This is a genomic window from Sphingomonas sp. UYEF23 (assembly GCF_040546165.1).
Classification (GTDB): domain Bacteria; phylum Pseudomonadota; class Alphaproteobacteria; order Sphingomonadales; family Sphingomonadaceae; genus Sphingomonas; species Sphingomonas glacialis.
On the sequence record NZ_JBEPNG010000002.1, the window covers coordinates 351,010 to 372,156 of the forward strand.

The 21,147-nt window shown below is 63.6% G+C and carries 30 protein-coding genes; 29 read left to right on the top strand and 1 reads right to left on the bottom strand.

What is annotated here, in order from left to right:
• Positions 1-53 precede the first annotated feature (53 nt).
• On the bottom strand, positions 54-1,544 hold the full coding sequence (gene glpD / locus ABIB28_RS04890) for a glycerol-3-phosphate dehydrogenase (RefSeq protein WP_354286790.1): 1,491 nt from the start codon (positions 1,542-1,544) through the stop codon (positions 54-56).
• 263 nt (positions 1,545-1,807) lie between these two features.
• On the opposite strand from glpD, the gene rpsL reads away from it, so the two are divergent.
• The 29 genes from rpsL (at position 1,808) to ABIB28_RS05035 (ending at position 21,127) form a co-directional block, all read left to right on the top strand.
• Entirely contained in the window at positions 1,808-2,179 is a 372-nt protein-coding gene (gene rpsL, locus ABIB28_RS04895; protein ID WP_019516007.1) for a 30S ribosomal protein S12, read from the top strand.
• A 55-nt stretch (positions 2,180-2,234) separates the two neighbouring features.
• Positions 2,235-2,705, top strand: a complete 471-nt coding sequence (rpsG, locus tag ABIB28_RS04900; protein ID WP_133189639.1) for a 30S ribosomal protein S7 — start codon at positions 2,235-2,237, stop codon at positions 2,703-2,705.
• An 80-nt stretch (positions 2,706-2,785) separates the two neighbouring features.
• Positions 2,786-4,882: an elongation factor G gene (fusA, locus tag ABIB28_RS04905; RefSeq protein ID WP_354286793.1), complete on the top strand. Its 2,097-nt coding sequence runs from the start codon at positions 2,786-2,788 to the stop codon at positions 4,880-4,882.
• 118 nt (positions 4,883-5,000) lie between these two features.
• Positions 5,001-6,191 (top strand): elongation factor Tu, encoded by a 1,191-nt coding sequence (tuf, locus tag ABIB28_RS04910; RefSeq protein ID WP_010185493.1) that lies wholly within the window; start codon positions 5,001-5,003, stop codon positions 6,189-6,191.
• A gap of 201 nt (positions 6,192-6,392) precedes the next feature.
• Positions 6,393-6,701 (top strand): 30S ribosomal protein S10, encoded by a 309-nt coding sequence (rpsJ, locus tag ABIB28_RS04915; RefSeq protein WP_007406109.1) that lies wholly within the window; start codon positions 6,393-6,395, stop codon positions 6,699-6,701.
• Between the two features lie 216 nt (positions 6,702-6,917).
• Entirely contained in the window at positions 6,918-7,673 is a 756-nt protein-coding gene (rplC, locus tag ABIB28_RS04920; RefSeq protein WP_010185494.1) for a 50S ribosomal protein L3, read from the top strand.
• A 2-nt stretch (positions 7,674-7,675) separates the two neighbouring features.
• Positions 7,676-8,302: a 50S ribosomal protein L4 gene (gene rplD / locus ABIB28_RS04925; protein WP_133189635.1), complete on the top strand. Its 627-nt coding sequence runs from the start codon at positions 7,676-7,678 to the stop codon at positions 8,300-8,302.
• Positions 8,295-8,606: a 50S ribosomal protein L23 gene (locus ABIB28_RS04930; protein WP_010185496.1), complete on the top strand. Its 312-nt coding sequence runs from the start codon at positions 8,295-8,297 to the stop codon at positions 8,604-8,606. Before rplD ends, ABIB28_RS04930 begins: the two co-directional genes overlap by 8 nt.
• A 4-nt stretch (positions 8,607-8,610) precedes the next feature.
• Positions 8,611-9,465: a 50S ribosomal protein L2 gene (gene rplB, locus ABIB28_RS04935; RefSeq protein WP_133189631.1), complete on the top strand. Its 855-nt coding sequence runs from the start codon at positions 8,611-8,613 to the stop codon at positions 9,463-9,465.
• 1 nt (position 9,466) lies between these two features.
• Positions 9,467-9,742 (top strand): 30S ribosomal protein S19, encoded by a 276-nt coding sequence (rpsS, locus tag ABIB28_RS04940; RefSeq protein ID WP_010164582.1) that lies wholly within the window; start codon positions 9,467-9,469, stop codon positions 9,740-9,742.
• The gene (gene rplV, locus ABIB28_RS04945) at positions 9,742-10,122 is read left to right on the top strand and encodes a 50S ribosomal protein L22 (RefSeq protein WP_010185498.1); all 381 of its coding nucleotides are present in this window, start codon (positions 9,742-9,744) and stop codon (positions 10,120-10,122) included. The genes rpsS and rplV overlap by 1 nt, the downstream gene beginning before the upstream one ends.
• Positions 10,122-10,823, top strand: coding sequence for a 30S ribosomal protein S3 (rpsC, locus tag ABIB28_RS04950; protein ID WP_010185499.1), 702 nt, complete (start codon positions 10,122-10,124; stop codon positions 10,821-10,823). The genes rplV and rpsC overlap by 1 nt, the downstream gene beginning before the upstream one ends.
• A 10-nt stretch (positions 10,824-10,833) precedes the next feature.
• Positions 10,834-11,268, top strand: a complete 435-nt coding sequence (rplP, locus tag ABIB28_RS04955; protein ID WP_010185500.1) for a 50S ribosomal protein L16 — start codon at positions 10,834-10,836, stop codon at positions 11,266-11,268.
• 1 nt (position 11,269) lies between these two features.
• Positions 11,270-11,488, top strand: a complete 219-nt coding sequence (rpmC, locus tag ABIB28_RS04960; protein ID WP_133189629.1) for a 50S ribosomal protein L29 — start codon at positions 11,270-11,272, stop codon at positions 11,486-11,488.
• A gap of 10 nt (positions 11,489-11,498) precedes the next feature.
• Positions 11,499-11,771 (top strand): 30S ribosomal protein S17, encoded by a 273-nt coding sequence (rpsQ, locus tag ABIB28_RS04965; protein WP_010185503.1) that lies wholly within the window; start codon positions 11,499-11,501, stop codon positions 11,769-11,771.
• 145 nt (positions 11,772-11,916) lie between these two features.
• A complete protein-coding gene (gene rplN, locus ABIB28_RS04970; RefSeq protein WP_010164574.1) occupies positions 11,917-12,285 on the top strand; it encodes a 50S ribosomal protein L14 in 369 nt (122 codons plus the stop codon).
• Position 12,286: 1 nt separating this feature from the next.
• Complete coding sequence (rplX, locus tag ABIB28_RS04975; protein ID WP_354286799.1) at positions 12,287-12,604, top strand: 50S ribosomal protein L24; 318 nt, start codon at positions 12,287-12,289, stop codon at positions 12,602-12,604.
• On the top strand, positions 12,597-13,190 hold the full coding sequence (gene rplE / locus ABIB28_RS04980; protein ID WP_029625217.1) for a 50S ribosomal protein L5: 594 nt from the start codon (positions 12,597-12,599) through the stop codon (positions 13,188-13,190). The genes rplX and rplE overlap by 8 nt, the downstream gene beginning before the upstream one ends.
• Position 13,191: 1 nt before the next feature.
• Complete coding sequence (gene rpsN, locus ABIB28_RS04985) at positions 13,192-13,497, top strand: 30S ribosomal protein S14 (RefSeq protein ID WP_010185506.1); 306 nt, start codon at positions 13,192-13,194, stop codon at positions 13,495-13,497.
• A gap of 10 nt (positions 13,498-13,507) precedes the next feature.
• On the top strand, positions 13,508-13,903 hold the full coding sequence (gene rpsH / locus ABIB28_RS04990) for a 30S ribosomal protein S8 (protein ID WP_010185507.1): 396 nt from the start codon (positions 13,508-13,510) through the stop codon (positions 13,901-13,903).
• 1 nt (position 13,904) lies between these two features.
• On the top strand, positions 13,905-14,438 hold the full coding sequence (rplF, locus tag ABIB28_RS04995; RefSeq protein ID WP_010185508.1) for a 50S ribosomal protein L6: 534 nt from the start codon (positions 13,905-13,907) through the stop codon (positions 14,436-14,438).
• Entirely contained in the window at positions 14,438-14,797 is a 360-nt protein-coding gene (gene rplR / locus ABIB28_RS05000; protein ID WP_010185509.1) for a 50S ribosomal protein L18, read from the top strand. Before rplF ends, rplR begins: the two co-directional genes overlap by 1 nt.
• A gap of 2 nt (positions 14,798-14,799) precedes the next feature.
• Positions 14,800-15,546 (top strand): 30S ribosomal protein S5, encoded by a 747-nt coding sequence (gene rpsE / locus ABIB28_RS05005; protein ID WP_133189625.1) that lies wholly within the window; start codon positions 14,800-14,802, stop codon positions 15,544-15,546.
• A gap of 5 nt (positions 15,547-15,551) precedes the next feature.
• A complete protein-coding gene (gene rpmD / locus ABIB28_RS05010) occupies positions 15,552-15,728 on the top strand; it encodes a 50S ribosomal protein L30 (protein WP_010164564.1) in 177 nt (58 codons plus the stop codon).
• A 262-nt stretch (positions 15,729-15,990) separates the two neighbouring features.
• Positions 15,991-16,533 (top strand): 50S ribosomal protein L15, encoded by a 543-nt coding sequence (gene rplO / locus ABIB28_RS05015; RefSeq protein ID WP_189675330.1) that lies wholly within the window; start codon positions 15,991-15,993, stop codon positions 16,531-16,533.
• A gap of 269 nt (positions 16,534-16,802) precedes the next feature.
• Positions 16,803-18,155, top strand: coding sequence for a preprotein translocase subunit SecY (gene secY / locus ABIB28_RS05020; protein ID WP_133189623.1), 1,353 nt, complete (start codon positions 16,803-16,805; stop codon positions 18,153-18,155).
• 42 nt (positions 18,156-18,197) lie between these two features.
• Positions 18,198-18,848 carry an adenylate kinase gene (locus ABIB28_RS05025; protein ID WP_354286804.1) on the top strand — a complete coding sequence of 217 codons (651 nt, stop codon included), beginning with the start codon at positions 18,198-18,200 and terminating at the stop codon, positions 18,846-18,848.
• Between the two features lie 234 nt (positions 18,849-19,082).
• Complete coding sequence (locus ABIB28_RS05030) at positions 19,083-19,775, top strand: response regulator transcription factor (protein WP_354286806.1); 693 nt, start codon at positions 19,083-19,085, stop codon at positions 19,773-19,775.
• On the top strand, positions 19,772-21,127 hold the full coding sequence (locus ABIB28_RS05035; RefSeq protein ID WP_354286808.1) for a sensor histidine kinase: 1,356 nt from the start codon (positions 19,772-19,774) through the stop codon (positions 21,125-21,127). Before ABIB28_RS05030 ends, ABIB28_RS05035 begins: the two co-directional genes overlap by 4 nt.
• The last annotated feature ends 20 nt before the right edge of the window (positions 21,128-21,147 follow it).

Here is a 21,147-nt window from a genome sequence, read left to right on the forward strand (position 1 = left end):
CGGATTTGGAAACGGAATGTCGAGGCCCTCAAGATCGGGTTGTGTACCGCTCGTTACAAGGCGCCTTGCTGCACTGCGGCAGAAAAGAGCTCATCCCAATGCTCGGCAAAACGCGCCTGCGCGGCATCGGACAAGTGAAGTCCGAGCTTGCTGCGACGTTTGAGCACATCGTCGGGGGTGCGCGCCCATTCGCGGTCGTGGAGCCAGCGCGCCTCGACTTCGGTCAGGCCGCCGCCGAGGTCCGGCCCGAGCTCGTCGGCGCTCGTCACGTCGGCCAGCATCTCGGCCAGCATCGCGCCGTAAGCGTGCGCCATCCGCTCGGCGCGGGCATCGCCGAGGAACGGCCAGGTCGCGCGCACGCTCGCGAGGAATGTCTCGAAATCGGCGATCGCGCCGCCGGGGAAAACGCGCGCACGGGTCACCGGGTGCGCGGTGAAGCCCATCGGCGTCGCGAGCTTCTCCATCGCTTCCTCGGCGAGATGGCGCGCGGTGGTGATCTTGCCGCCGAAGATCGAGAGCAGGGGCGGGCCATTGGTGTCGAGCTCGAGCACGTAATCGCGCGTCACCGCCTTCGCCTCGCTCGCGCCGTCGTCGTAGAGCGGGCGCACGCCCGACCAGGTCGAGGTGACGTCGGCGGGGGTGATCTGCTTGCTGAAGTGGAGGTTCACCGCGTCGCAGAGATAGGCGATCTCGGCATCGTCGATCTGGGCGTCCTCGGGCGCATCGACCGGGATGTCGGTCGTGCCGATCTCGGTGAACTCGCCCTGATAGGGGATGGCGAAAACGATGCGGCGGTCGGGCTGCTGGAGGATGTACGAATGCGTCCCCTCGAACAACTTGGGGACGACGATATGGCTGCCCTTGACGAGTCGCACGCCCGACGCGGCGTTGACGCCGAGCTTGCCGAGCATCTGGTGGACCCACGGGCCTGCCGCGTTGACCATCGCACGGGCGCTTACCGTACTCCCATCGGAGAGCGCGGCCTGCCACAGCCCATCCTCGCGCCGCGCCGACTCGACTGCGGTGCCGACTCGCACGTCGGCGCCGTTGGCGGCGGCATCGATCGCGTTGAGCACGGTCAGCCGCGCATCGTCGACGAACGCGTCCGAATAGACGAACCCCGTCGCAGCGCCCTTGAGCGGTGCGAGATAGGCGGTGTCGGTCTTGCGCAGCCCGCGCGAGCGCGCCAGCGTCATCTTGCCGCCGAGGAAATCGTAGAGGTAGAGCCCGAGCCGAACCATCCACCACGGCCGCACCGCATTGGTCTGCGGCAGCACGAAGCGCATCGGGTGGATGATGTGCGGTGCCGCCTTCACCAGCCGCTCGCGTTCGCGCAGTGCCTCGGCGACGAGCTTGAACTCGTAATATTCCAGATAGCGCAGGCCACCATGGATCAGCTTGGTCGAGGCCGACGAGGTATGCGCGGCAAGATCGTCGCGCTCGACCAGCAGCACGCTGAGCCCTAAGAGGGATGCTTCGCGCGCGATCGCGCAGCCGTTGATCCCGCCGCCGACGATGAGCAGGTCATAGGGTGATGGTGTCATGCGACTGGCCTTACCAGCATGATCGGCCCATCGGAAGCGCCGAAGATTGCAGCCGTGTGCGGTTGACCCAAACCGAGTCGCATTGTATGCGCACCCCCGCTCGACCGGAGTTTTGCTCCGGGACGGTGCTTGAACATTGCTGGATGCATTCCAGGGCCCGGTGGCGGTTTCGCTGCCAACGGCCCTTTTTGTATTCCCCGAATTGTTCTGGGGGGGCGTCAAGGCTCCAGCAAAGTAACCAACAGTCAAGGTGAAGAGATTCAATGCCGACAATCAACCAGCTGGTCCGCAAGGGCCGCGATCCGCAGAAGGCCAAGTCCAAGGTCCCTGCAATGGAGCAGAACCCGCAGAAGCGCGGCGTTTGCACCCGCGTCTACACGACGACCCCGAAGAAGCCGAACTCGGCTCTGCGCAAGGTGGCCAAGGTTCGCCTGACCAACCAGCGCGAAGTCATCAGCTACATCCCGGGTGAGGGTCACAACCTGCAGGAGCACTCGGTCGTGCTGATCCGCGGCGGTCGCGTTCGCGATCTTCCCGGCGTGCGCTACCATGTCCTGCGCGGTGTCCTCGATACACAGGGTGTCAAGGATCGTCGCCAGTCGCGTTCCAAGTACGGCGCCAAGCGTCCGAAGTAAGCCGGTCGGCTCGATAGCCGATCATCGAATGGCTGAAGTTTAGAAGGAAATTGAAATGGCACGTCGTCGTCGCCCAGAAAAGCGTATCATCCTCCCCGATCCTAAGTACGGTGATGAGGTCCTCTCGAAGTTCATGAACTCGGTTATGCTCGACGGTAAGAAGTCGGTCGCAGAACTGATCGTGTACGGCGCGATGGAAACCGTCGAAGCCCGTGCGAAGAAGGATCCCGTCGCGGTGTTCCATGACGCGCTCACCAACGTGAAGCCCGGCATCGAAGTCCGCAGCCGCCGTGTCGGTGGTGCGACCTATCAGGTCCCGGTCGAAGTGCGCCCCGAGCGCGCCCAGGCTCTGGCGATTCGCTGGTTGATCTCGGCTGCCCGTGCGCGCAGCGAGAACACCATGTCGGCCCGCCTCTCGGGTGAGCTGATGGACGCCGCCAACAACCGCGGCAACGCGGTCAAGAAGCGCGAAGACACGCACCGCATGGCCGAGGCCAACCGCGCGTTCTCGCACTACCGCTGGTAAGCTAGCGCTCGCTGCAATCGTAACCTATATCGTGGGGAGCCGGACCATCCGGCTCCCCACATCGCTAAGGAAGCACTGACATGGCCCGCAGCCATCCGCTCGAACGCTATCGCAACATCGGCATCATGGCGCACATCGACGCCGGCAAGACGACGACGACCGAGCGTATCCTCTATTACACCGGCAAGTCCTACAAGATCGGCGAAGTGCATGAAGGCACCGCGACGATGGATTGGATGGAGCAGGAGCAGGAGCGCGGGATCACGATCACGTCGGCTGCGACGACCTGCAAGTGGCGCGCCAGCGAAGGCAAGGGCGAAGAGCACCTGATCAACATCATCGACACCCCGGGCCACGTCGACTTCACGATCGAAGTCGAGCGTTCGCTCCGCGTGCTCGATGGCGCGGTTGCGTGCTTCGACGGCGTTGCCGGCGTTGAGCCGCAGTCCGAGACCGTGTGGCGCCAGGCTGAAAAGTACAAAGTGCCGCGGATGTGCTTCGTCAACAAGCTCGACCGCACCGGCGCCGACTTCTATTTCTGCGTCCAGTCGATCATCGATCGCCTCGGTGCGCGTCCGGCCGTGCTGTATCTCCCGATCGGCATGGAAGGCGGCTTCAAGGGCCTCGTCGACCTCGTCGAGGACCGTGCGATCATCTGGCTCGAAGAGAGCCTCGGCGCGAAGTTCGAATATGCCGAGATCCCCGAGGATCTCGTCGAGAAGGCCGCCAAGTATCGCAGCGACCTGATCGAAATGGCTGTCGAGCAGGACGACGCGCTGATGGAGGCTTATCTCGAGGGCAACGAGCCGTCGACCGCCGACCTGAAGAAGCTGATCCGCAAGGGCACGCTCAACTTCTCGTTCGTGCCGGTCGTTTGCGGTTCGGCGTTCAAGAACAAGGGCGTTCAGCCCTTGCTCGACGCCGTCGTCGACTATCTGCCTTCGCCGCTCGACGTCCCGGCCATCCAGGGCCTCAAGCTCGACGGCACGACCGTCGACGAGCGTCCTTCGTCGGATGAAGCGCCGTTCTCGGCGCTCGCGTTCAAGATCATGAACGATCCGTTCGTGGGTACGCTGACCTTCGCGCGCATCTACTCGGGCAAGCTCGAGACCGCGTCGCAGGTCACGAACTCGGTCAAGGACAAGAAGGAAAAGGTCGGTCGCATGCTGCTGATGCATGCGAACGAGCGCGAGGACATCCAGGTGGCCTATGCCGGCGACATCGTCGCTCTGGCAGGCCTCAAGGACACGACGACGGGCGACACGCTCTGCGCGATGAACGCTCCGATCATCCTCGAGCGGATGGAATTCCCCGAGCCGGTGATCGAGCTCTCGGTCGAGCCCAAGACCAAGGCCGACCAGGAGAAGATGGGCGTCGCGCTCAATCGTCTCGCACGCGAAGATCCGTCGTTCCGCGTTTCGTCGGACGCCGAGTCGGGCCAGACCATCATCAAGGGCATGGGCGAGCTCCATCTCGAGATCCTGGTCGACCGCATGAAGCGCGAGTTCAAGGTCGAGGCAAACGTCGGCGCGCCGCAGGTTGCTTACCGCGAATATCTCGGCAAGCCGGTCGACGTCGACTACACGCACAAGAAGCAGTCGGGTGGTACCGGCCAGTTCGGTCGCGTGAAGGTCAAGGTCACGCCGGGCGAGCGCGGTTCGGGCATCGTCTTCAAGGACGAGATCAAGGGCGGTAATATTCCGAAGGAATATATCCCGGCGATCGAGAAGGGCTTCCGCGAGACGGCGGCTACGGGCTCGCTGGTCGGCTTCCCGATCATCGATTTCGAGATCCTCGTCTATGACGGCGCCTACCATGACGTCGACTCGTCGGCGCTGGCGTTCGAAATCTGTGCGCGTGGCGCGATGCGTGAAGTCGCGCAGAAGGCCGGCATCAAGCTGCTCGAGCCGATCATGAAGGTCGAAGTCGTGACCCCGGAAGATTATCTGGGCGACGTCATCGGCGACATGAACAGCCGTCGTGGCCAGATCCAGGGCACCGATACGCGCGGCAACGCGCAGTCGGTGGACGCGATGGTCCCGCTGGCGAACATGTTCGGCTATGTGAACGCGCTCCGCTCGTTCACCCAGGGCCGCGCGAACTACTCGATGCAGTTCTCGCATTACGAAGAAGTCCCGGCCAACGTCGCGGACGAGGTCAAGGCAAAGCTGGCGTAATTGCAAGCCCTGGCGCCCGGTTGGGCGCTAGGGCTAGCGTATCCCGAAATAGGTCGCTATGGGCCCGCGTTCGCGTGGAGCTCTGAAGGCCGCGAGCGAATCAATAAGGTAGGAAATCATGGCGAAAGCAAAGTTCGAGCGGAACAAGCCGCATCTCAACATCGGCACGATCGGCCATGTCGATCATGGCAAGACGTCGCTCACGGCTGCGATCACCAAGGTGCTCGCCGAGACCGGTGGCGCCACGTTCACCAGCTATGCCAACATCGACAAGGCTCCCGAAGAGCGCGAGCGCGGCATCACCATCTCGACCGCACACGTCGAGTATGAGACGCTGGCACGTCACTACGCGCACGTCGATTGCCCGGGTCACGCCGATTATGTGAAGAACATGATCACCGGCGCGGCACAGATGGACGGCGCGATCCTCGTCGTTTCGGCGACCGACGGCCCAATGCCGCAGACCCGCGAGCACATCCTGCTCGCACGCCAGGTCGGCGTGCCGACGATGGTCGTGTTCATGAACAAGGTCGATCTCGTCGACGACGAGGAAATCCTCGAGCTGGTCGAGATGGAAATCCGCGAGCTTCTCTCGAAGTACGATTTCGACGGCGACAACATCCCCGTCATCCGCGGTTCGGCTGTTGCAGCCCTCAACGACACCACGCCTGAGATCGGCCATGACGCCGTCCTCAAGCTGATGGAAGCTGTCGACACGTACCTGCCGCAGCCCGAGCGTCCGCTCGACAAGCCGTTCATGATGCCGATCGAGGACGTGTTCTCGATCTCGGGTCGTGGTACGGTCGTCACCGGCCGCGTCGAGACCGGCATCGTCAAGGTTGGCGAGGAAGTCGAGATCGTCGGCATCAACGACACGCGCAAGACCACGGTCACGGGCGTCGAAATGTTCCGCAAGCTGCTCGACTCGGGTCAGGCTGGCGACAACATCGGCGCGCTGATCCGCGGCGTTGGTCGTGAAGAAGTCGAGCGTGGCCAGGTCCTCTGCAAGCCCGGCTCGATCAAGCCGCACACGGCGTTCTCGTCGGAAGTCTACGTGCTGTCGAAGGACGAGGGTGGCCGTCACACGCCGTTCTTCGCCAACTACCGCCCGCAGTTCTACTTCCGCACGACCGACGTCACCGGCACCGTCGAGCTGCCTGAGGGCACCGAAATGGTCATGCCTGGTGACAACATCGCGCTCGGCGTCAAGCTGATCGCACCGATCGCCATGGACGTCGGCCAGCGCTTCACGATCCGCGAAGGCGGCCGTACCGTTGGTTCGGGCATCGTCTCGGGCATTTCGGCCTAAATTTTCTAGCAATAGAAAAAAGTGCAGCCCGCGCCTCGATGAGAGGCGCGGGCTGTTGCTTTTTATGGAAGGGCCCTGTAGTGGCCCGCCTCCAGTTTTGGTTTTAATCAGTAGAGGCGGCCATTCAGCCGTCATCCCCGGCGCGAGATGCCGGGATGACGAATGGGTGAGTTGCCCCGCTCTTTCGCATCGGTAGGGACTATGGACAGCAATATCCGCATTCGTCTGAAGGCATTCGATCATCGCGTGCTCGACCAGGCTACCGGCGACATCGCCGACACTGCCCGCCGCACCGGCGCGCTCATCCGTGGCCCCATTCCGTTGCCGACGCGCATCGAGAAGTTCACGGTCAACCGCGGCCCGCACATCGACAAAAAGTCGCGCGAGCAGTTCGAGGTCCGTACCTACAAGCGCATGCTCGACATCGTTCAGCCGACCCCGCAGACGGTCGACGCGCTGATGAAGCTCGACCTCGCCGCAGGCGTTGACGTCGAGATCAAGCTCGCGTAATAGCGCGCCTCCACGAGATTCGGTGACACCTTCGGGTGGCGCCAGATAGATGGGATACCGCCGGATTTATCCGGGTCTGCGTCCCCCGACACGCTCCACCGCCAACGCGGGGAGCACCAGCCCGGGTCGGGGCCGCAGTATAAAATGAGTTTGGGCTGAGTACGCACCCTTCGGAATGGTCCGAGGGGTGCCTCTGCATTGAATGGAGCATTGATCATGCGCACTGGCGTGATCGCGAAAAAGATGGGGATGACCCGCTGGTTCCAGGACGACGGGCGCCACGTGCCCGTGACCGTTCTGGCGCTGGAAAATCTTCAAGTTGTGGCCGTTCGCGAGGCCGATCGAGATGGGTATGTTGCAGTCCAGCTGGGCGCAGGTACCGCAAAAGCAAAGAATGTCGCCAAGCCGCAGCGTGGCCACTTCGGCAAGGCCGAAGTCGAGCCCAAGGCGAAGCTGGCGGAATTCCGCGTGAGCGATGATGCCGTGCTCGAAGTCGGCGCGACCATCTCTGCCGATCATTATGTTTCCGGCCAGATCGTCGATATCCAGGGCGTGACCCAGGGTAAGGGCTTCCAGGGCGGCATGAAGCGTTGGGGCTTCGGCGGTCTGCGCGCGACCCACGGCGTTTCGGTCTCGCACCGTTCGCTCGGTTCGACCGGTCAGCGCCAGGATCCGGGCAAGGTCTTCAAGAACAAGAAGATGGCCGGGCACATGGGCGACAAGAACCGCACCCAGCAGAACCTCGAAATCGTCTCGACCGACGTCGAGCGTGGCCTCATCTTCGTCAAGGGTTCGGTCCCTGGCTCGAAGGGCGGCTGGTTGCTGGTCAAGGATTCGGTCAAGGTCGCGCGTCACGCCGATGCGCCGTACCCCGCCGGCCTCCGCCAGGTTGCCAACACCAACGACACCGCTCCCGCCGAGACGCCTGCTGACGTCGCGACCGTGGACGCGACCGACGGCCAGGAGGGCTGATCATGAAGGTTACATCTCAGTCTTTCGACGGCGCAGCCGGCACGGAAGTCGAGCTCAACGACGAGGTCTTCGGTCTCGATCCGCGCGCCGACATCCTGCACCGCGTCGTCACCTGGCAGCTCGAGAAGCGCCGTGCGACCGCAAGCGGCACGCGTGAGCGTTCCGACGTTGCGCGTACCGGCAAGAAGTTCGGTCGCCAGAAGGGCGGCGGTACGGCACGTCACGGCGATCGCCGCGCTCCGATCTTCGTCGGTGGTGGTAAGGCGCACGGTCAGCGGACCCGCGACTTCAACCCCGGCCTGAACAAGAAGATCCGCGCGCTCGGTCTTAAGATGGCGCTGTCGACGCATGCACAGGCCGGTACGCTGGTCGTCATGGACAGCCTTGGCGTTGCCGAGAACAAGACCAAGACGCTGATCGCGGATTGGGCCAAGCTCGGCACCGGCAAGACCGCGCTCGTCATCGACGGCGACATGGTCGACACGAGCTTCGCACTGGCTGCGGGCAACCTGCACACGATCAACGTGATGCCGGCGGCTGGCGCCAATGTGTACGATATCCTGAAGCACGACACGCTGGTCCTGACCCGCGCTGCCGTCGAAATGCTGGAGGCGCGCTTCAATGGCTAAGCCAAAAACCGGGATCGACGCACGTCATTACGACGTGATCGTTGCTCCGCACATCACCGAGAAGGCGACCTTGCTCTCCGAGCATAACGCCGTCGTGTTCAAGGTCACCAACGACGCGACCAAGCCGCAGATCAAGGCTGCAGTGGAAGCGCTGTTCGACGTGACCGTTCTGGGGGTCAACACGATCGTCCAGAAGGGCAAGACCAAGAAGTGGAAGGGCGCGCCCTACACCCGCTCCGACATCAAGAAGGCGATCGTGACGTTGAAGGACGGCCAGTCCATCGACGTGACGACGGGGATCTGATCCGATGGCACTGAAGCATTATAACCCGACGAGCCCGGCACGCCGCGGACTCATCCTCGTCGACCGTTCGGCACTGCACAAGGGCGGCCCCGTCAAGGCGCTGACCGAAGGCAAGCGCAAGACCGGTGGCCGTAACAACAAGGGCCACATCACGTCGCGCGGCATCGCCGGCGGTCACAAGCAGCGCTACCGCATCATCGACTTCAAGCGCCGTAACTGGGGCGTCGATGGCGTGGTCGAGCGGATCGAATATGATCCCAACCGCACCGCGTTCATCGCGCTGATCAATTATGGTCAGACCGCCGATGGCAAGGAAAACGTGGCCTACATCATCGCGCCGCAGCGCTTGGCCGTCGGTGACAAGGTCATCGCGGACAAGAAGACCGACGTGAAGCCGGGCAACGCGATGGAGCTGGGCCAGATGCCGGTCGGCACGATCGTCCACAACGTCGAGATGAAGCCGGGCAAGGGCGGTCAGATCGCACGTTCGGCAGGCACGTATGTGCAGGTCGTCGGTCGCGACAAGGGCATGGTCATGGTCCGCCTCAACTCGGGCGAGCAGCGCTACCTCCATGCGAACTGCATGGCCACGGTCGGCGCCGTGTCGAACCCCGACAACGGCAACACCAACCTCGCCAAGGCAGGCCGCAGCCGCTGGTTGGGCATCCGCCCGCTGACGCGTGGTGTCGCCAAGAACCCGGTCGACCATCCGCACGGCGGTGGTGAAGGCCGTACCTCGGGTGGCCGTCATCCGGTTACGCCATGGGGCAAGCCGACCAAGGGTGCGCGCACCCGTCACAATAAGTCGACGGATAAGATGATCATCCGTTCGCGTCATTCGACGAAGAGGAAGGGCTAAGATGGCTCGCTCAGTCTGGAAGGGTCCCTTTGTGGACCTCCACCTGCTCAAGAAGGCAGAAACCGCGCAGGAAACCAATGCGCGCGGTGCGATCAAGACCTGGTCGCGTCGCTCGACGATCCTGCCGCAGTTCGTGGGCCTTACGTTCAGCGTCTATAACGGCCGCAAGTTCGTGCCGGTCTCGGTCAACGAGGACATGGTGGGCATGAAGCTCGGCGAGTTCGCGCCCACCCGATACTTCCCCGGCCACGCCGCGGACAAGAAGGGCAAGCGCTAATGTCTAAGGCGAAATCCCCCCGCAAGGTCGGCGAGAAGGAAGCCCTCTCGGTCGGCACGCAGATCCGTGGTTCGGCGCAGAAGCTGGGTCTCGTTGCAGCGCTCATTCGCAACAAGCCGGTTGGCCAGGCGATGAACATCCTGCAATTCTCGACCAAGGGCATGGCGATCGAAGCGCGCAAGGTGCTGGCCTCGGCCATCGCCAACGCCGAGAACAACCATAACCTCGACGTCGACTCGCTCGTCGTCTCGGAAGCCTCGGTCGGCAAGTCGATCGTCATGAAGCGGTTCGCCACGCGCGGCCGCGGCAAGTCGACCCGCATCCTCAAGCCCTTCAGCCGCCTGCGCATCGTCGTTCGCGAAATGGAAGAAGAAGCGTAATGGGTCAGAAATCGAACCCCATCGGTCTGCGCCTGCAGATCAACCGCACCTGGGACAGCCGCTGGTATGCCGAGGGCGCCGATTACGGTCGTCTTCTGCTCGAAGATCTCAAGATGCGTGCGTTCATCATGAAGACGCTGCCGCAGGCAGCGATCTCCAAGGTGGTGATCGACCGTCCGGCCAAGCTGTGCCGCGTCTCGATCTTCGCAGCACGCCCCGGCGTGATCATCGGCAAGAAGGGCGCAGACATTGAAAAGCTGCGCCGCCTGCTCGGCAAGATGACCACGTCCGACGTGAGCCTCAACATCGTCGAAATCCGCAAGCCAGAAGTCGATTCGAAGCTCGTCGCACAGGGCATTGCCGATCAGCTCGAGCGTCGTATCGCTTTCCGCCGCGCCATGAAGCGTGCGGTCCAGTCGGCGATGCGTCTCGGCGCAGAGGGCATCCGGATCAACTGCGGTGGCCGTCTCGGCGGTGCTGAAATCGCGCGTTCGGAATGGTATCGCGAAGGTCGCGTTCCGCTCCACACGCTGCGCGCCAACGTCGATTATGCCGAAGCGACTGCACACACCGCCTACGGCGTGTGCGGCGTGAAGGTCTGGATCTTCAAGGGCGAAATCCTGGGTCATGACCCGATGGCGACCGACCGGCTGATGATGGAAGCACAGACTTCCGGCGTCCGGCCTGATCCGCGCCGCTAAGGAATAGATCATGCTGCAACCGAAAAAGACCAAGTTTCGCAAGGCCTTCAAGGGCCGCATCCATGGCGACGCCAAGTCCGGCACGACCCTCAACTTCGGCTCGTACGGGCTGAAGGCGATGGAGCCGGACCGGATCACCGCTCGCCAGATCGAGGCGGCTCGCCGCGCGATCACGCGTCACATCAAGCGCCAGGGGCGTTTGTGGATCCGCGTTTTCCCGGATCTTCCCGTCTCGGGCAAGCCTGCCGAAGTCCGCATGGGTAAGGGCAAGGGTTCGCCGGAATATTGGGCAGCTCGCGTAAAGCCGGGCCGCATCCTGTTCGAACTCGATGGCGTTCCGGGTGACATCGCCGCTATGGCGTTCAGCCGCGCAGCGATGAAGCTGCCGATCAAGGTGAAGGTCGTTGCCCGTCTCGGCGACACCTCGCATCTGGGAGTTGCATAAGATGGCAAAGCTCGACACGCGTCGTTCCGACCTGGTCGCCAAGACCGAAGACCAGCTGGGCGAAGAGCTCGGCAACCTGAAGCGTGAGGCGTTCAACCTCCGTTTCCAGGCGGCGACCAACCAGCTCGAAAAGTCGAGCCGGGTGAAGGAAGTCCGTCGCGACATCGCTCGCATCAAGACCCTGCAGTCGACGCGTTCGCGCGACGCTGCGGCAAAGTAAGGATTTAGACATGCCAAAGCGCGTGCTGACGGGGCTGATCGTCTCCGACAAGGGCGACAAGACGGTGGTCGTGAACGTGGAGCGCAAGGTCAAGCACGCGCTCTACGGCAAGATCATCCGTCGTACGAAGAAGTATCATGCTCACGATGAGGGCAATGAGTTCAAGCAGGGCGAAACCGTGCGGATCGAAGAGACCGCACCGATCTCCAAGCTGAAGACCTGGAAGGTGATCGATCGGGTTAACACCCACGCGACGCCTGAGCGGGTCGACGTCGACGCCTGACACCTCCGTCGCGGTCCCCCGGTGAAAGCCGGGGCCGCATGGAAAGGGTCAGGCAATAGTCGTGCTACTCCGGTATTGGGGTGACGACTGAGTTTAGGCGGCACCGGTCGGAATCGGTGCCTGGAATGAGAAGGAAGCGGATCCAATGATCCAGATGCAATCCAATCTCGAGGTCGCTGACAACAGCGGCGCGAAGCGGGTTATGTGCATCAAGGTGCTTGGGGGTTCCAAGCGTCGTGTTGCAGGCGTGGGCGACATCATCGTCGTCAGCGTCAAGGAAGCTGCCCCCCGTGGCCGCGTGAAGAAGGGCGACGTGCACCGTGCCGTCATCGTGCGTACGGCGAAGGACATTCGCCGGGCCGATGGCACCGTGATCCGCTTCGATTCGAACGCAGCCGTGCTGGTCAACAAGAACGAAGAGCCGATCGGCACGCGTATCTTTGGCCCAGTGGTGCGCGAGCTCCGCGGCAAGAAGCACATGAAGATCATCTCGCTCGCACCGGAGGTGCTGTAAAATGGCCGCCGCTAAGATCAAGAAGGGCGATCGCGTCATCGTCCGGTCGGGCCGCGACAAGGGCAAGACCGGCGAAGTCACGATGGCCATGCCGAAGGACGGCAAGGTCGTTGTCGCCGGCGTCAACGTCGCCGTGCGCCACACCAAGCCGAGCCAGGGCGACCCCGAGGGTGGCCTGAAGCGTTCGGAAGCGCCGATGCACATTTCCAAGGTTGCGCATGTGACCGCCGACGGCAAGCCGACGCGCGTTCGCTTCGAGACCCAGGACGGCAAGAAGGTCCGCGTTGCGGTCAAGACCGGGGAGAAGATCAGTGGCTGATGCTGCAACCAAGCCCCGGATGAAGGGCATGTACGACGACAAGATCGTCGCTGCGATGACCGAGAAGTTCGGCTACAAGAACGCGATGGAAGTTCCGCGCATCGACAAGATCGTCCTGAACATGGGCGTTGGCGAAGCGACGCAGGACAAGAAGAAGGTCGATCAGGCAGCCCAGGAAATGGAGCTGATCGCCGGCCAGAAGCCCGTCGTGACCAAGGCCAAGAAGTCGATCGCGCAGTTCAAGCTGCGCGAAGGCATGCCGATCGGCGTGAAGGTTACCCTTCGCCGTGAGCGCATGTACGAATTCCTCGACCGTTTCATCACGATCGCGCTTCCGCGCGTTCGCGATTTCCGCGGGCTCAACCCCAAGTCGTTCGACGGACGCGGCAACTATGCCTGCGGCCTGAAGGAGCAGCTGGTGTTCCCGGAAATCAGCTACGACCGGATCGACAAGATTCGCGGCATGGACGTGATCGTCACGACCACGGCACGGACCGACGACGAAGCGCGCGAGCTGCTTCGCCTGTTCGGCTTCCCGTTCCCGCCGGAAGTCACTGAAGACGCGACCGAAAAGAAGGCGGCATAAGATGGCGAAGGTAAGTTCTGTCAACAAGAACGAGCGTCGCAAGATGCTCGTCAAGAAGTACGCCCCTAAGTACGCGGCGCTCAAGGCAATCGCCGGCGACAATTCGCTCAGCGACGGCGAGCGGATCGAAGCCCGTCTGAAGATGGCCGAGATTCCCCGCAACGGGAACCCGACGCGCATCCGCAACCGCTGCGAGCTGACGGGTCGTCCGCGCGCTTATTATCGCAAGTTCCGCCTCTGCCGTATTCAGCTGCGCGATCTGGCCAACAAGGGCCTGATCCCGGGCGTTACGAAGTCGAGCTGGTAAGGATCAACAGATGGCATTGACCGATCCCCTGGGTGATATGCTCACCCGCATCCGCAACGGCCAGCGCGCGCGCAAGGACTCCGTCCTGACGCCGGGCTCCAAGCTGCGGGCCCGCGTTCTCGACGTTCTCCAGCGCGAAGGCTACATCCGTGGCTATAGCGAAGAGCAGATGGGCCCTGCGGCCGGCATCCGCATCGAGCTGAAGTATTTCGAGGGCCAGCCTGCGATCAAGCACGTTGCTCGCGTTTCGAAGCCTGGCCGTCGCGTCTATTCGGCTTCGACCGAACTGCCGCGCGTCATGAACGGCCTCGGCATCACCATCGTCTCGACGCCTCGCGGCGTTCTGTCCGACGCCGAAGCGCGCGAACAGAATGTCGGCGGCGAAGTCCTCGCGGAGGTGTTCTGATATGAGCCGCATCGGTAAAAAGCCGGTCGCGATCCCCAGCGGCGTGACCGCGACGATCGAAGGCCAGCAGCTCACCGTGAAGGGCCCCAAGGGGACCCTCGCGATGCCGCTGCGCGAAGAGATCAGCTATGTGCTCGAAGAGGGTGGCGTTTCGGTCAACCCCGCAAACGAGACCAAGCGCGCTCGCGCGTTCTGGGGCATGCAGCGTACCCTCGTGCAGAACCTGATCACCGGCGTGTCGGACGGCTTCACCAAGAAGCTGCTGATCAACGGCGTTGGCTATCGTGCTGCGGCGCAGGGCAAGAACCTGAACCTCAAGCTCGGCTACAGCCACGACGTCAACATCGACGTGCCGGAGGGGATCGAAGTCAAGACCCCCGACAACACGACGATCGAGATCTCGGGTTCGGACAAGCAGAAGGTCGGCCAGCTGGCAGCTGAAATCCGTCGTTGGCGCAAGCCCGAGCCTTACAAGGGCAAGGGCATCAAGTACGACGGCGAGTTCATCTTCCGCAAGGAAGGGAAGAAGAAGTAATGTCGACCAAGGGTATGTCTCTCTTCGAGAAGCGGCGCCGCCGCAACCGCACCGCGCTTCGTGCACGGGGCTCGGGCCGTCCGCGGCTGTCGATCCACCGCTCGGGCCGCCACATCTATGCGCAGATCATCGACGACGCCAAGGGCGTGACGATCGCTGCCGCTTCGACGCTGGAAAAGGACGTGCGCGACACGTCCGGCGCCAACCTCGACGCAGCGACCGGTGTCGGCACGCGCATCGCCGAAGCCTGCAAGGCTGCTGGCGTGACGCAGGTCGTGTTCGACCGCGGTGGCTTCCTGTTCCACGGCCGGGTCAAGGCGCTGGCGACTGCCGCGCGTGAAGCCGGATTGGAGTTCTAATTATGGCTGACGACAACATTCCAAACGAAATCGCAGCGTCGCCCGACGGCGCACCGGTTCCGCAGCAGGAAGCGCCCCGTGGTCGTGGTGGTCCTGGTGGCAACCGTGGCGGCCCTGGCGGCGGTCGTGGTCCTGGCGGCGGTGCGAACCGTGGCGGCCGTGACAACCGTGGCGGTCGCGACAATCGCGGTCGTGGCGGCCCTGGCGCCGACGATGGCGGCGAAGAGCTGATCGAGAAGCTTGTTCACATCAACCGCGTCTCGAAGACGGTCAAGGGCGGCAAGCGCTTCGGCTTTGCAGCACTCGTCGTCGTCGGCGACGGCAAGGGCCGGGTCGGCTTCGGTCATGGCAAGGCGCGCGAAGTGCCGGAAGCCATCTCGAAGGCGACGGCTGCTGCCAAGAAGGCAATGGTCCGCGTTCCGCTCAAGGAAGGCCGCACGCTGCATCATGACGGCAACGGTCACTTCGGTGCCGGTCTCGTGACGCTGCGCTCGGCACCTGCCGGTACGGGCATCATCGCTGGTGGTCCGATGCGCGCCGTGTTCGAATCGCTCGGCGTCGCCGACGTCGTGACCAAGTCGGTCGGCACGTCGAACCCCTACAACATGATCCGGGCAACTTTCGAGGCGCTGACCTCGCAGGTTTCGCCGAAGTCGGTTGCACAGCGTCGCGGCAAGAAGATTGCCGACCTGCTGGGCCGTGGTGGATCCGAGACTGCCGAGGCCGATGCGGCCGCGGTTGTGGAGTAAGCGACATGGCAACCATCAAGATCACGCAGACCGGTTCGCCGATCCGCCGCGAAGCCGACCAGCGCGCAACGCTGATCGGCCTCGGCCTCAACAAGATGCACAAGACGCGCGAGCTCGAGGATACCCCCGAAGTCCGGGGCATGATCCGCAAGGTCGCGCACATGGTGAAGATCGAGGCGTAAGCCGAGATCTGAAGCCCTCTCCCGCCTTCGCGGGAGAGGGTTGTGTGAGGGCCTTCTTCGTCGGTTCTACGCGAGCAGAAAAAGAAGGCCCTCACCGACTGCGACTAGGCCCGCCTGAAGTAGGCGGACCAAGTCTCCGTTGCCTCTCCCGCAAGCGGGTGAGGGTATTGGGGCTAGTCGGATATAGACAAACGCGAGGCAGGGGGCTAACGGCCCCCTTCTCCATTTTATCAGCGCGACAAAAGCGAAAGCGAGTGCACTCATGAAACTCAATGAAATCCGCGACAATCAGGGCGCGCGTAAATCCAAGATGCGTGTCGGCCGTGGTATCGGTTCGGGCAAGGGCAAGACTGCCGGTCGTGGCCAGAAGGGCCAGAAGAGCCGTGAAGGCGTCTCGATCGCAGGCTTCGAGGGCGGCCAGATGCCGCTCCACATGCGTCTGCCTAAGCGCGGCTTCAACAACATCTTCGCCAAGGACTATGCCGAGGTGAACCTCGGTGCGATCCAGGCTGCGGTCGACGCAGGCAAGATCGAAGCCGGCGCGACGCTCGACCATGACGCGCTCAAGGCCGTTGGCCTGGCGCGTGGCGGCAAGGACGGCGTCCGTCTGCTCGCCAAGGGCGAGATGACGGCTGTGCTCAGCTTCACCGTTGCCGGCGCGTCGAAGGGCGCGATCGAAGCGGTCGAGAAGCTCGGCGGCAAGGTCGACGTGATCCACGTCGTGCCCGCAGCTGAAAAGGCTGCCGCCAAGAAGGGCGTCAAGTATCGCGAGCGCAAGGCGCACAAGGAATCGTTCAAGGCCTGAACGTTTCGGGCCTGAATTTCCCAGGCTGACACCGACCCCCGTCATTCCCGCGAAAGCGGGAATCCCGCTTCTCCTTCTGGCGACGTTAGAAGAAGAGGCGGGGCCCCAGCTTTCGCGGGGGTGACGGGCGGGGAGGGCCGCCGGCAACGGGAAATATAACCGCAAGGTTAGACAAGCCCGTACGGGCCCCTATATGAGCGGCGGGGGGCGGTAACGCTTTCCGCCGTTTTTTGTTTCCTGACACCTGAGTTACCGGGACGATACGCAGCATGGCATCCGCAGCCGACCAGATGGCTTCCAGCATCAGCCTGTCGAAATTCGCACAGGCGACCGACCTCAAGAAGCGGCTGTGGTTCACCATCGGCGCGCTGATCGTGTTCCGCCTGCTAAGCTACGTGCCGCTGCCGGGGATCGACCCGACCGCACTGACCGAGCTCGCGAATCGCACCAGCGGCGGCGTGCTCGATTTCTTCAACGCCTTCTCGGGCGGCTCGCTCAAGCGCGCCAGCCTGATCGCTTTGGGCGTCACCCCCTACATCACCGCTTCGATCGTGGTGCAGCTCGCGACCTCGCTGTCGCCGACGCTTGCCGCGATCAAGAAGGAAGGCGAGAGCGGGCGCAAGAAGCTCAACCAGTACACGCGCTACGGCACCGTCGCGCTGACGATCATCCAGGGGTATTTCCTCACGCTCGGCTTCCAGAGCCAGGGCGTGGTGGTTGATCCCGGCCCGATGTTCATCGTCGGCTCGATCGTTAGCCTGGTCGGCGGCACGATGTTCCTGATGTGGATCGGCGAGCAGATCACCGCGCGCGGGATCGGCAACGGGATGTCGCTGATCATCATGGCGGGCATCGTCGCCAACCTGCCCACCACGCTATACAATCTCGCGCAGGGCGGCCGCGCGGGTAACCTCAACGGCTTCACGATCATCGCGATCGCGGTCGCCGTCGCGGGCCTGATCCTGTTCATCTGCTTCATGGAGCGCGCGCAGCGCCGCATCCTGATCCAGTACCCCAAGCGCCAGACGCAGCGTGGCATGCAGTCGGACCGCAGCCATCTGCCGCTCAAGATCAACACCGCGGGCGTGATTCCGCCGATCTTCGCCTCGTCGCTGCTGCTGATGCCGCTGACGGTGATGCAGCTCGCGGGCAAGCAGACCGCTGGCGCCAAGGAAACCTGGTATGGTGACCTGGTCATCACGCTCAACCAGTATCTCCAGCACGGCAGCCTGGTGTACATGCTGCTGTACGGTGCCGGCATCGTGTTCTTCTCGTTCTTCTACACCGCCGTGGTGTTCAATCCGGAAGAGACCGCCGACAATCTCAAGCGGCATGGCGGGTTCATCCCCGGTATCCGTCCCGGCAAGAACACCGAGAATTATTTCGACTATGTGCTGACGCGGATCACCGTGATCGGGGCCGGCTATCTCGCGATCATCTGCCTGTTGCCCGAATATCTCGTGTCGGCGCTGGCGATCCCGTTCTACCTGGGTGGCACTAGCCTCCTGATCGTGGTCAACGTAACGATGGATACGGTGACGCAGATCCAGAGCCATTTGCTTGCGCATCAATATGGCGATCTGATCAAGAAGGCGAAGCTGAAGGGCGGGCGTCTGCGCTGAGCGCGACGCCGCCGAAGAGCGGGTCGAAGAGGGGATTGTAGCGTGAATATCATTCTGTTGGGGCCTCCGGGCGCGGGCAAGGGCACCCAGGCGAGCCATCTCGAGGCGACGCGCGGGATGATCCAGCTCTCGACCGGTGACATGCTGCGCGCGGCGGTCAAGTCGGGCAGCCCGGTAGGCTTGCAGGCAAAGGCCGTGATGGAAGCGGGCGAGCTCGTGTCCGATGCGATCGTCTCGGGGATTATCGACGAGAAGCTGGCTTCGCTTGACCCTTCGCAGGGCGTGATCTTCGACGGCTATCCGCGGACCGCGGCGCAGGCCGAACAGCTCGATACGATCCTCGAAGGCCGGGGCCGCTCGCTCGACAAGGTGATCGAGCTCGAGGTCAACGAGGACAAGCTCGTTGCGCGGATCGTCGGCCGGTACACCTGTGCGGTGTGCGGTGCGGGTTATCACGACCATTTCAAGCAGCCCAAGGTCGCCGAGACTTGCGACGTCTGCGGCAGCCACGACTTCAAGCGTCGTCCCGACGACAATGAAGACACCGTTCGCACGCGCATGGCCGAATATCGCGCCAAGACCGAGCCGATCATCCCGATCTACCAAGCACGCGGCCTGCTCGCGCGCGTCGATGGCATGGGCGAAATCGGTGCCGTGACGCAAGCGATCGAAGCGATCCTCGACGCCGCCTGACCGCGGCGACCGCTTCGGTCCCCGATTCATTCCAAATGACGATTTCGTCACCTCGCCGTCACCGCCGTGGCAGCCGCGCGGCGCCATACGGTGTGCATCGCCGAGTGCATGCGGCGGGAAGATTTGACGAGATCGGCACTCGCACTCCCGGGAGTGTCGTTGGCTGGCGGAAGGCTTGCTTTCCGCCAGCCTCATTTCATTCTAGGCACGAGGAAACCGCCCGGAATGCCACCTATGTCGCGTAAAATCCTGATCGTCGAAGACGATGCCTCGACCGCCGCCTATCTCGCCAAGGGGCTGGGGGAGGCGGGCTATGTCTTGCAGACCTGCGGCGATGGTCGCGACGGGCTGTTCCTGGCGAGCGAAGGCATTTTCGACCTGATCGTGGCGGATCGCATGCTGCCCGGCCTCAACGGGCTGGCGATGCTCGGCGCGATCCGCGCCGCAGGCGTCGCGACCCCCGCCTTGATCCTCTCTGCGCTCGGCACCGTCGATGACCGTATCGATGGGCTGAACGCCGGCGCCGACGATTATCTGGTCAAACCCTTCTCGTTCGCCGAGCTGACCGCGCGGATCGACGCGATCTTCCGGCGCGTCGACCGCAGCGGCACCGAGGGGCAGCCGACCAAGCTGTCGGTTGGGGACCTCGAGATCGACCTGCTCGCGCGCAGCGTCGTCCGGCAGGGGCGAACGATTGCGCTTGGCGCGCGCGAGTTCAACTTGCTCGAATATCTCGCGCGCCACGCCGGGCAGGTGGTGACGCGCACGATGATGCTCGAGAAGATCTGGAACTATCATTTCGACCCGGGATCGAACGTCGTCGACGTCCATATCGGGCGGTTGCGGCGAAAGCTCGAGGAAGGCTTTAGCGCACCGATCCTGCATACCGTGCGCGGCGCGGGGTATCGGTTGTCGACCGAGCCTTGATCCGGCTTTCGGTCACCGCGCGGATCGCGCTGCTCGCGATCGGGTTGGCGCTGATCTCGAACCTCGTGCTCGTCGGGTTCGTGTGGAAGCTCGTCCATGACGACGCGATCGACGCGGTGCGGCGCGACACGATCGAGGAATCGGATGCGCTGGTCGCGGTGTATCGCACGGGCGGCCTGCCGGCGCTCGTCCGCGCGATCGAGGATGCGCAGGCGCCGAGCGATCCGACCAGGATCGTGATGGTCGTCGCCGCCGACGGCCGTCGGCTGGCGCAGGTCGGTCCCGCGATCGGGCATGTCGGGCGGGCGCCTTCGATCGGTTTCCATATTGGGCAAGTCGGCGATTCGATGCCGTGGTCCGAACGCGAGGCCGGCTACGCCGTGCGCCAGATCGGGCCCAATCGGCTGGTCAGCGGGCATCTGCTCGACGATTGGGAGGCCGAACAGCGCGGCATCGAACGCGCGCTGGCCGCCGCGACGCTGCTGTCGCTCGCGCTGGGGGTCGGGGGCGGTCTCGTCGTCACGCGTTATGTCGGGCAGCGGCTCAATCGCGTCACCGACGTGATCGAGGGGGTCGCCGAGGGCGATCTGTCGCGCCGCGTCCCCAATGCGGCGAGTGGCGGGGACGCGTTCGACCGGCTCGCGCTGCGGCTCAACGCGATGCTCGACAAGACCGAACGGCTGATGACCGAATTGCGGATCGTCACCGACGGGCTCGCGCACGATCTCCGCTCGCCGCTCGCGCGGCTGCGCGCAAAGGCCGAGGCGGCGGTGTTGCAGGCCGATCCCGCGCAGCGCGAGGCAGCGATGGGCGGGCTGCTGATCGAGACCGACCTCGTGATGCGGATGCTGTCGACGATGATCGAGATCACGCGCGCCGAATCGGTGCCGCGCGACCGGCTCGCGCCGATCGATCCCGCCGCATTGATGGAAGAAATCGCCGAACTGTATGCGCCGGTCGTCGAGGATGCCGGGATGCGCTTCGAGGCAGTGATCGAGACCGGCGCGCCGCGTATCGTGCTGCACCGCGAATTGATGACGCAAGCGCTCGCCAATCTTATCGACAATGCGCTGCGCCACGCCGGGGCGGGCGGGGCGATCACCTTGCGGCTGGCGATCGCGGGGGGCGAGGCGCGCTTCCAGGTCGAGGATCGCGGGCCCGGCATCGCCGAGGCTGACCGCGCGCAAGCGCTGCGTCGGTTCGGTCGGCTCGACAGTGCGCGCAGTTTGCCGGGGGCGGGGTTGGGGATGGCGCTGGTCGAGGCGGTCGCGCGGTTGCACGACGGGCGGATCGCGCTGGGGGACAATGCGCCGGGGCTGGTCGCAGCAATCGTCGTGCCGGTGACGTTGTGATAACGGGCGGTTTTTGGTAA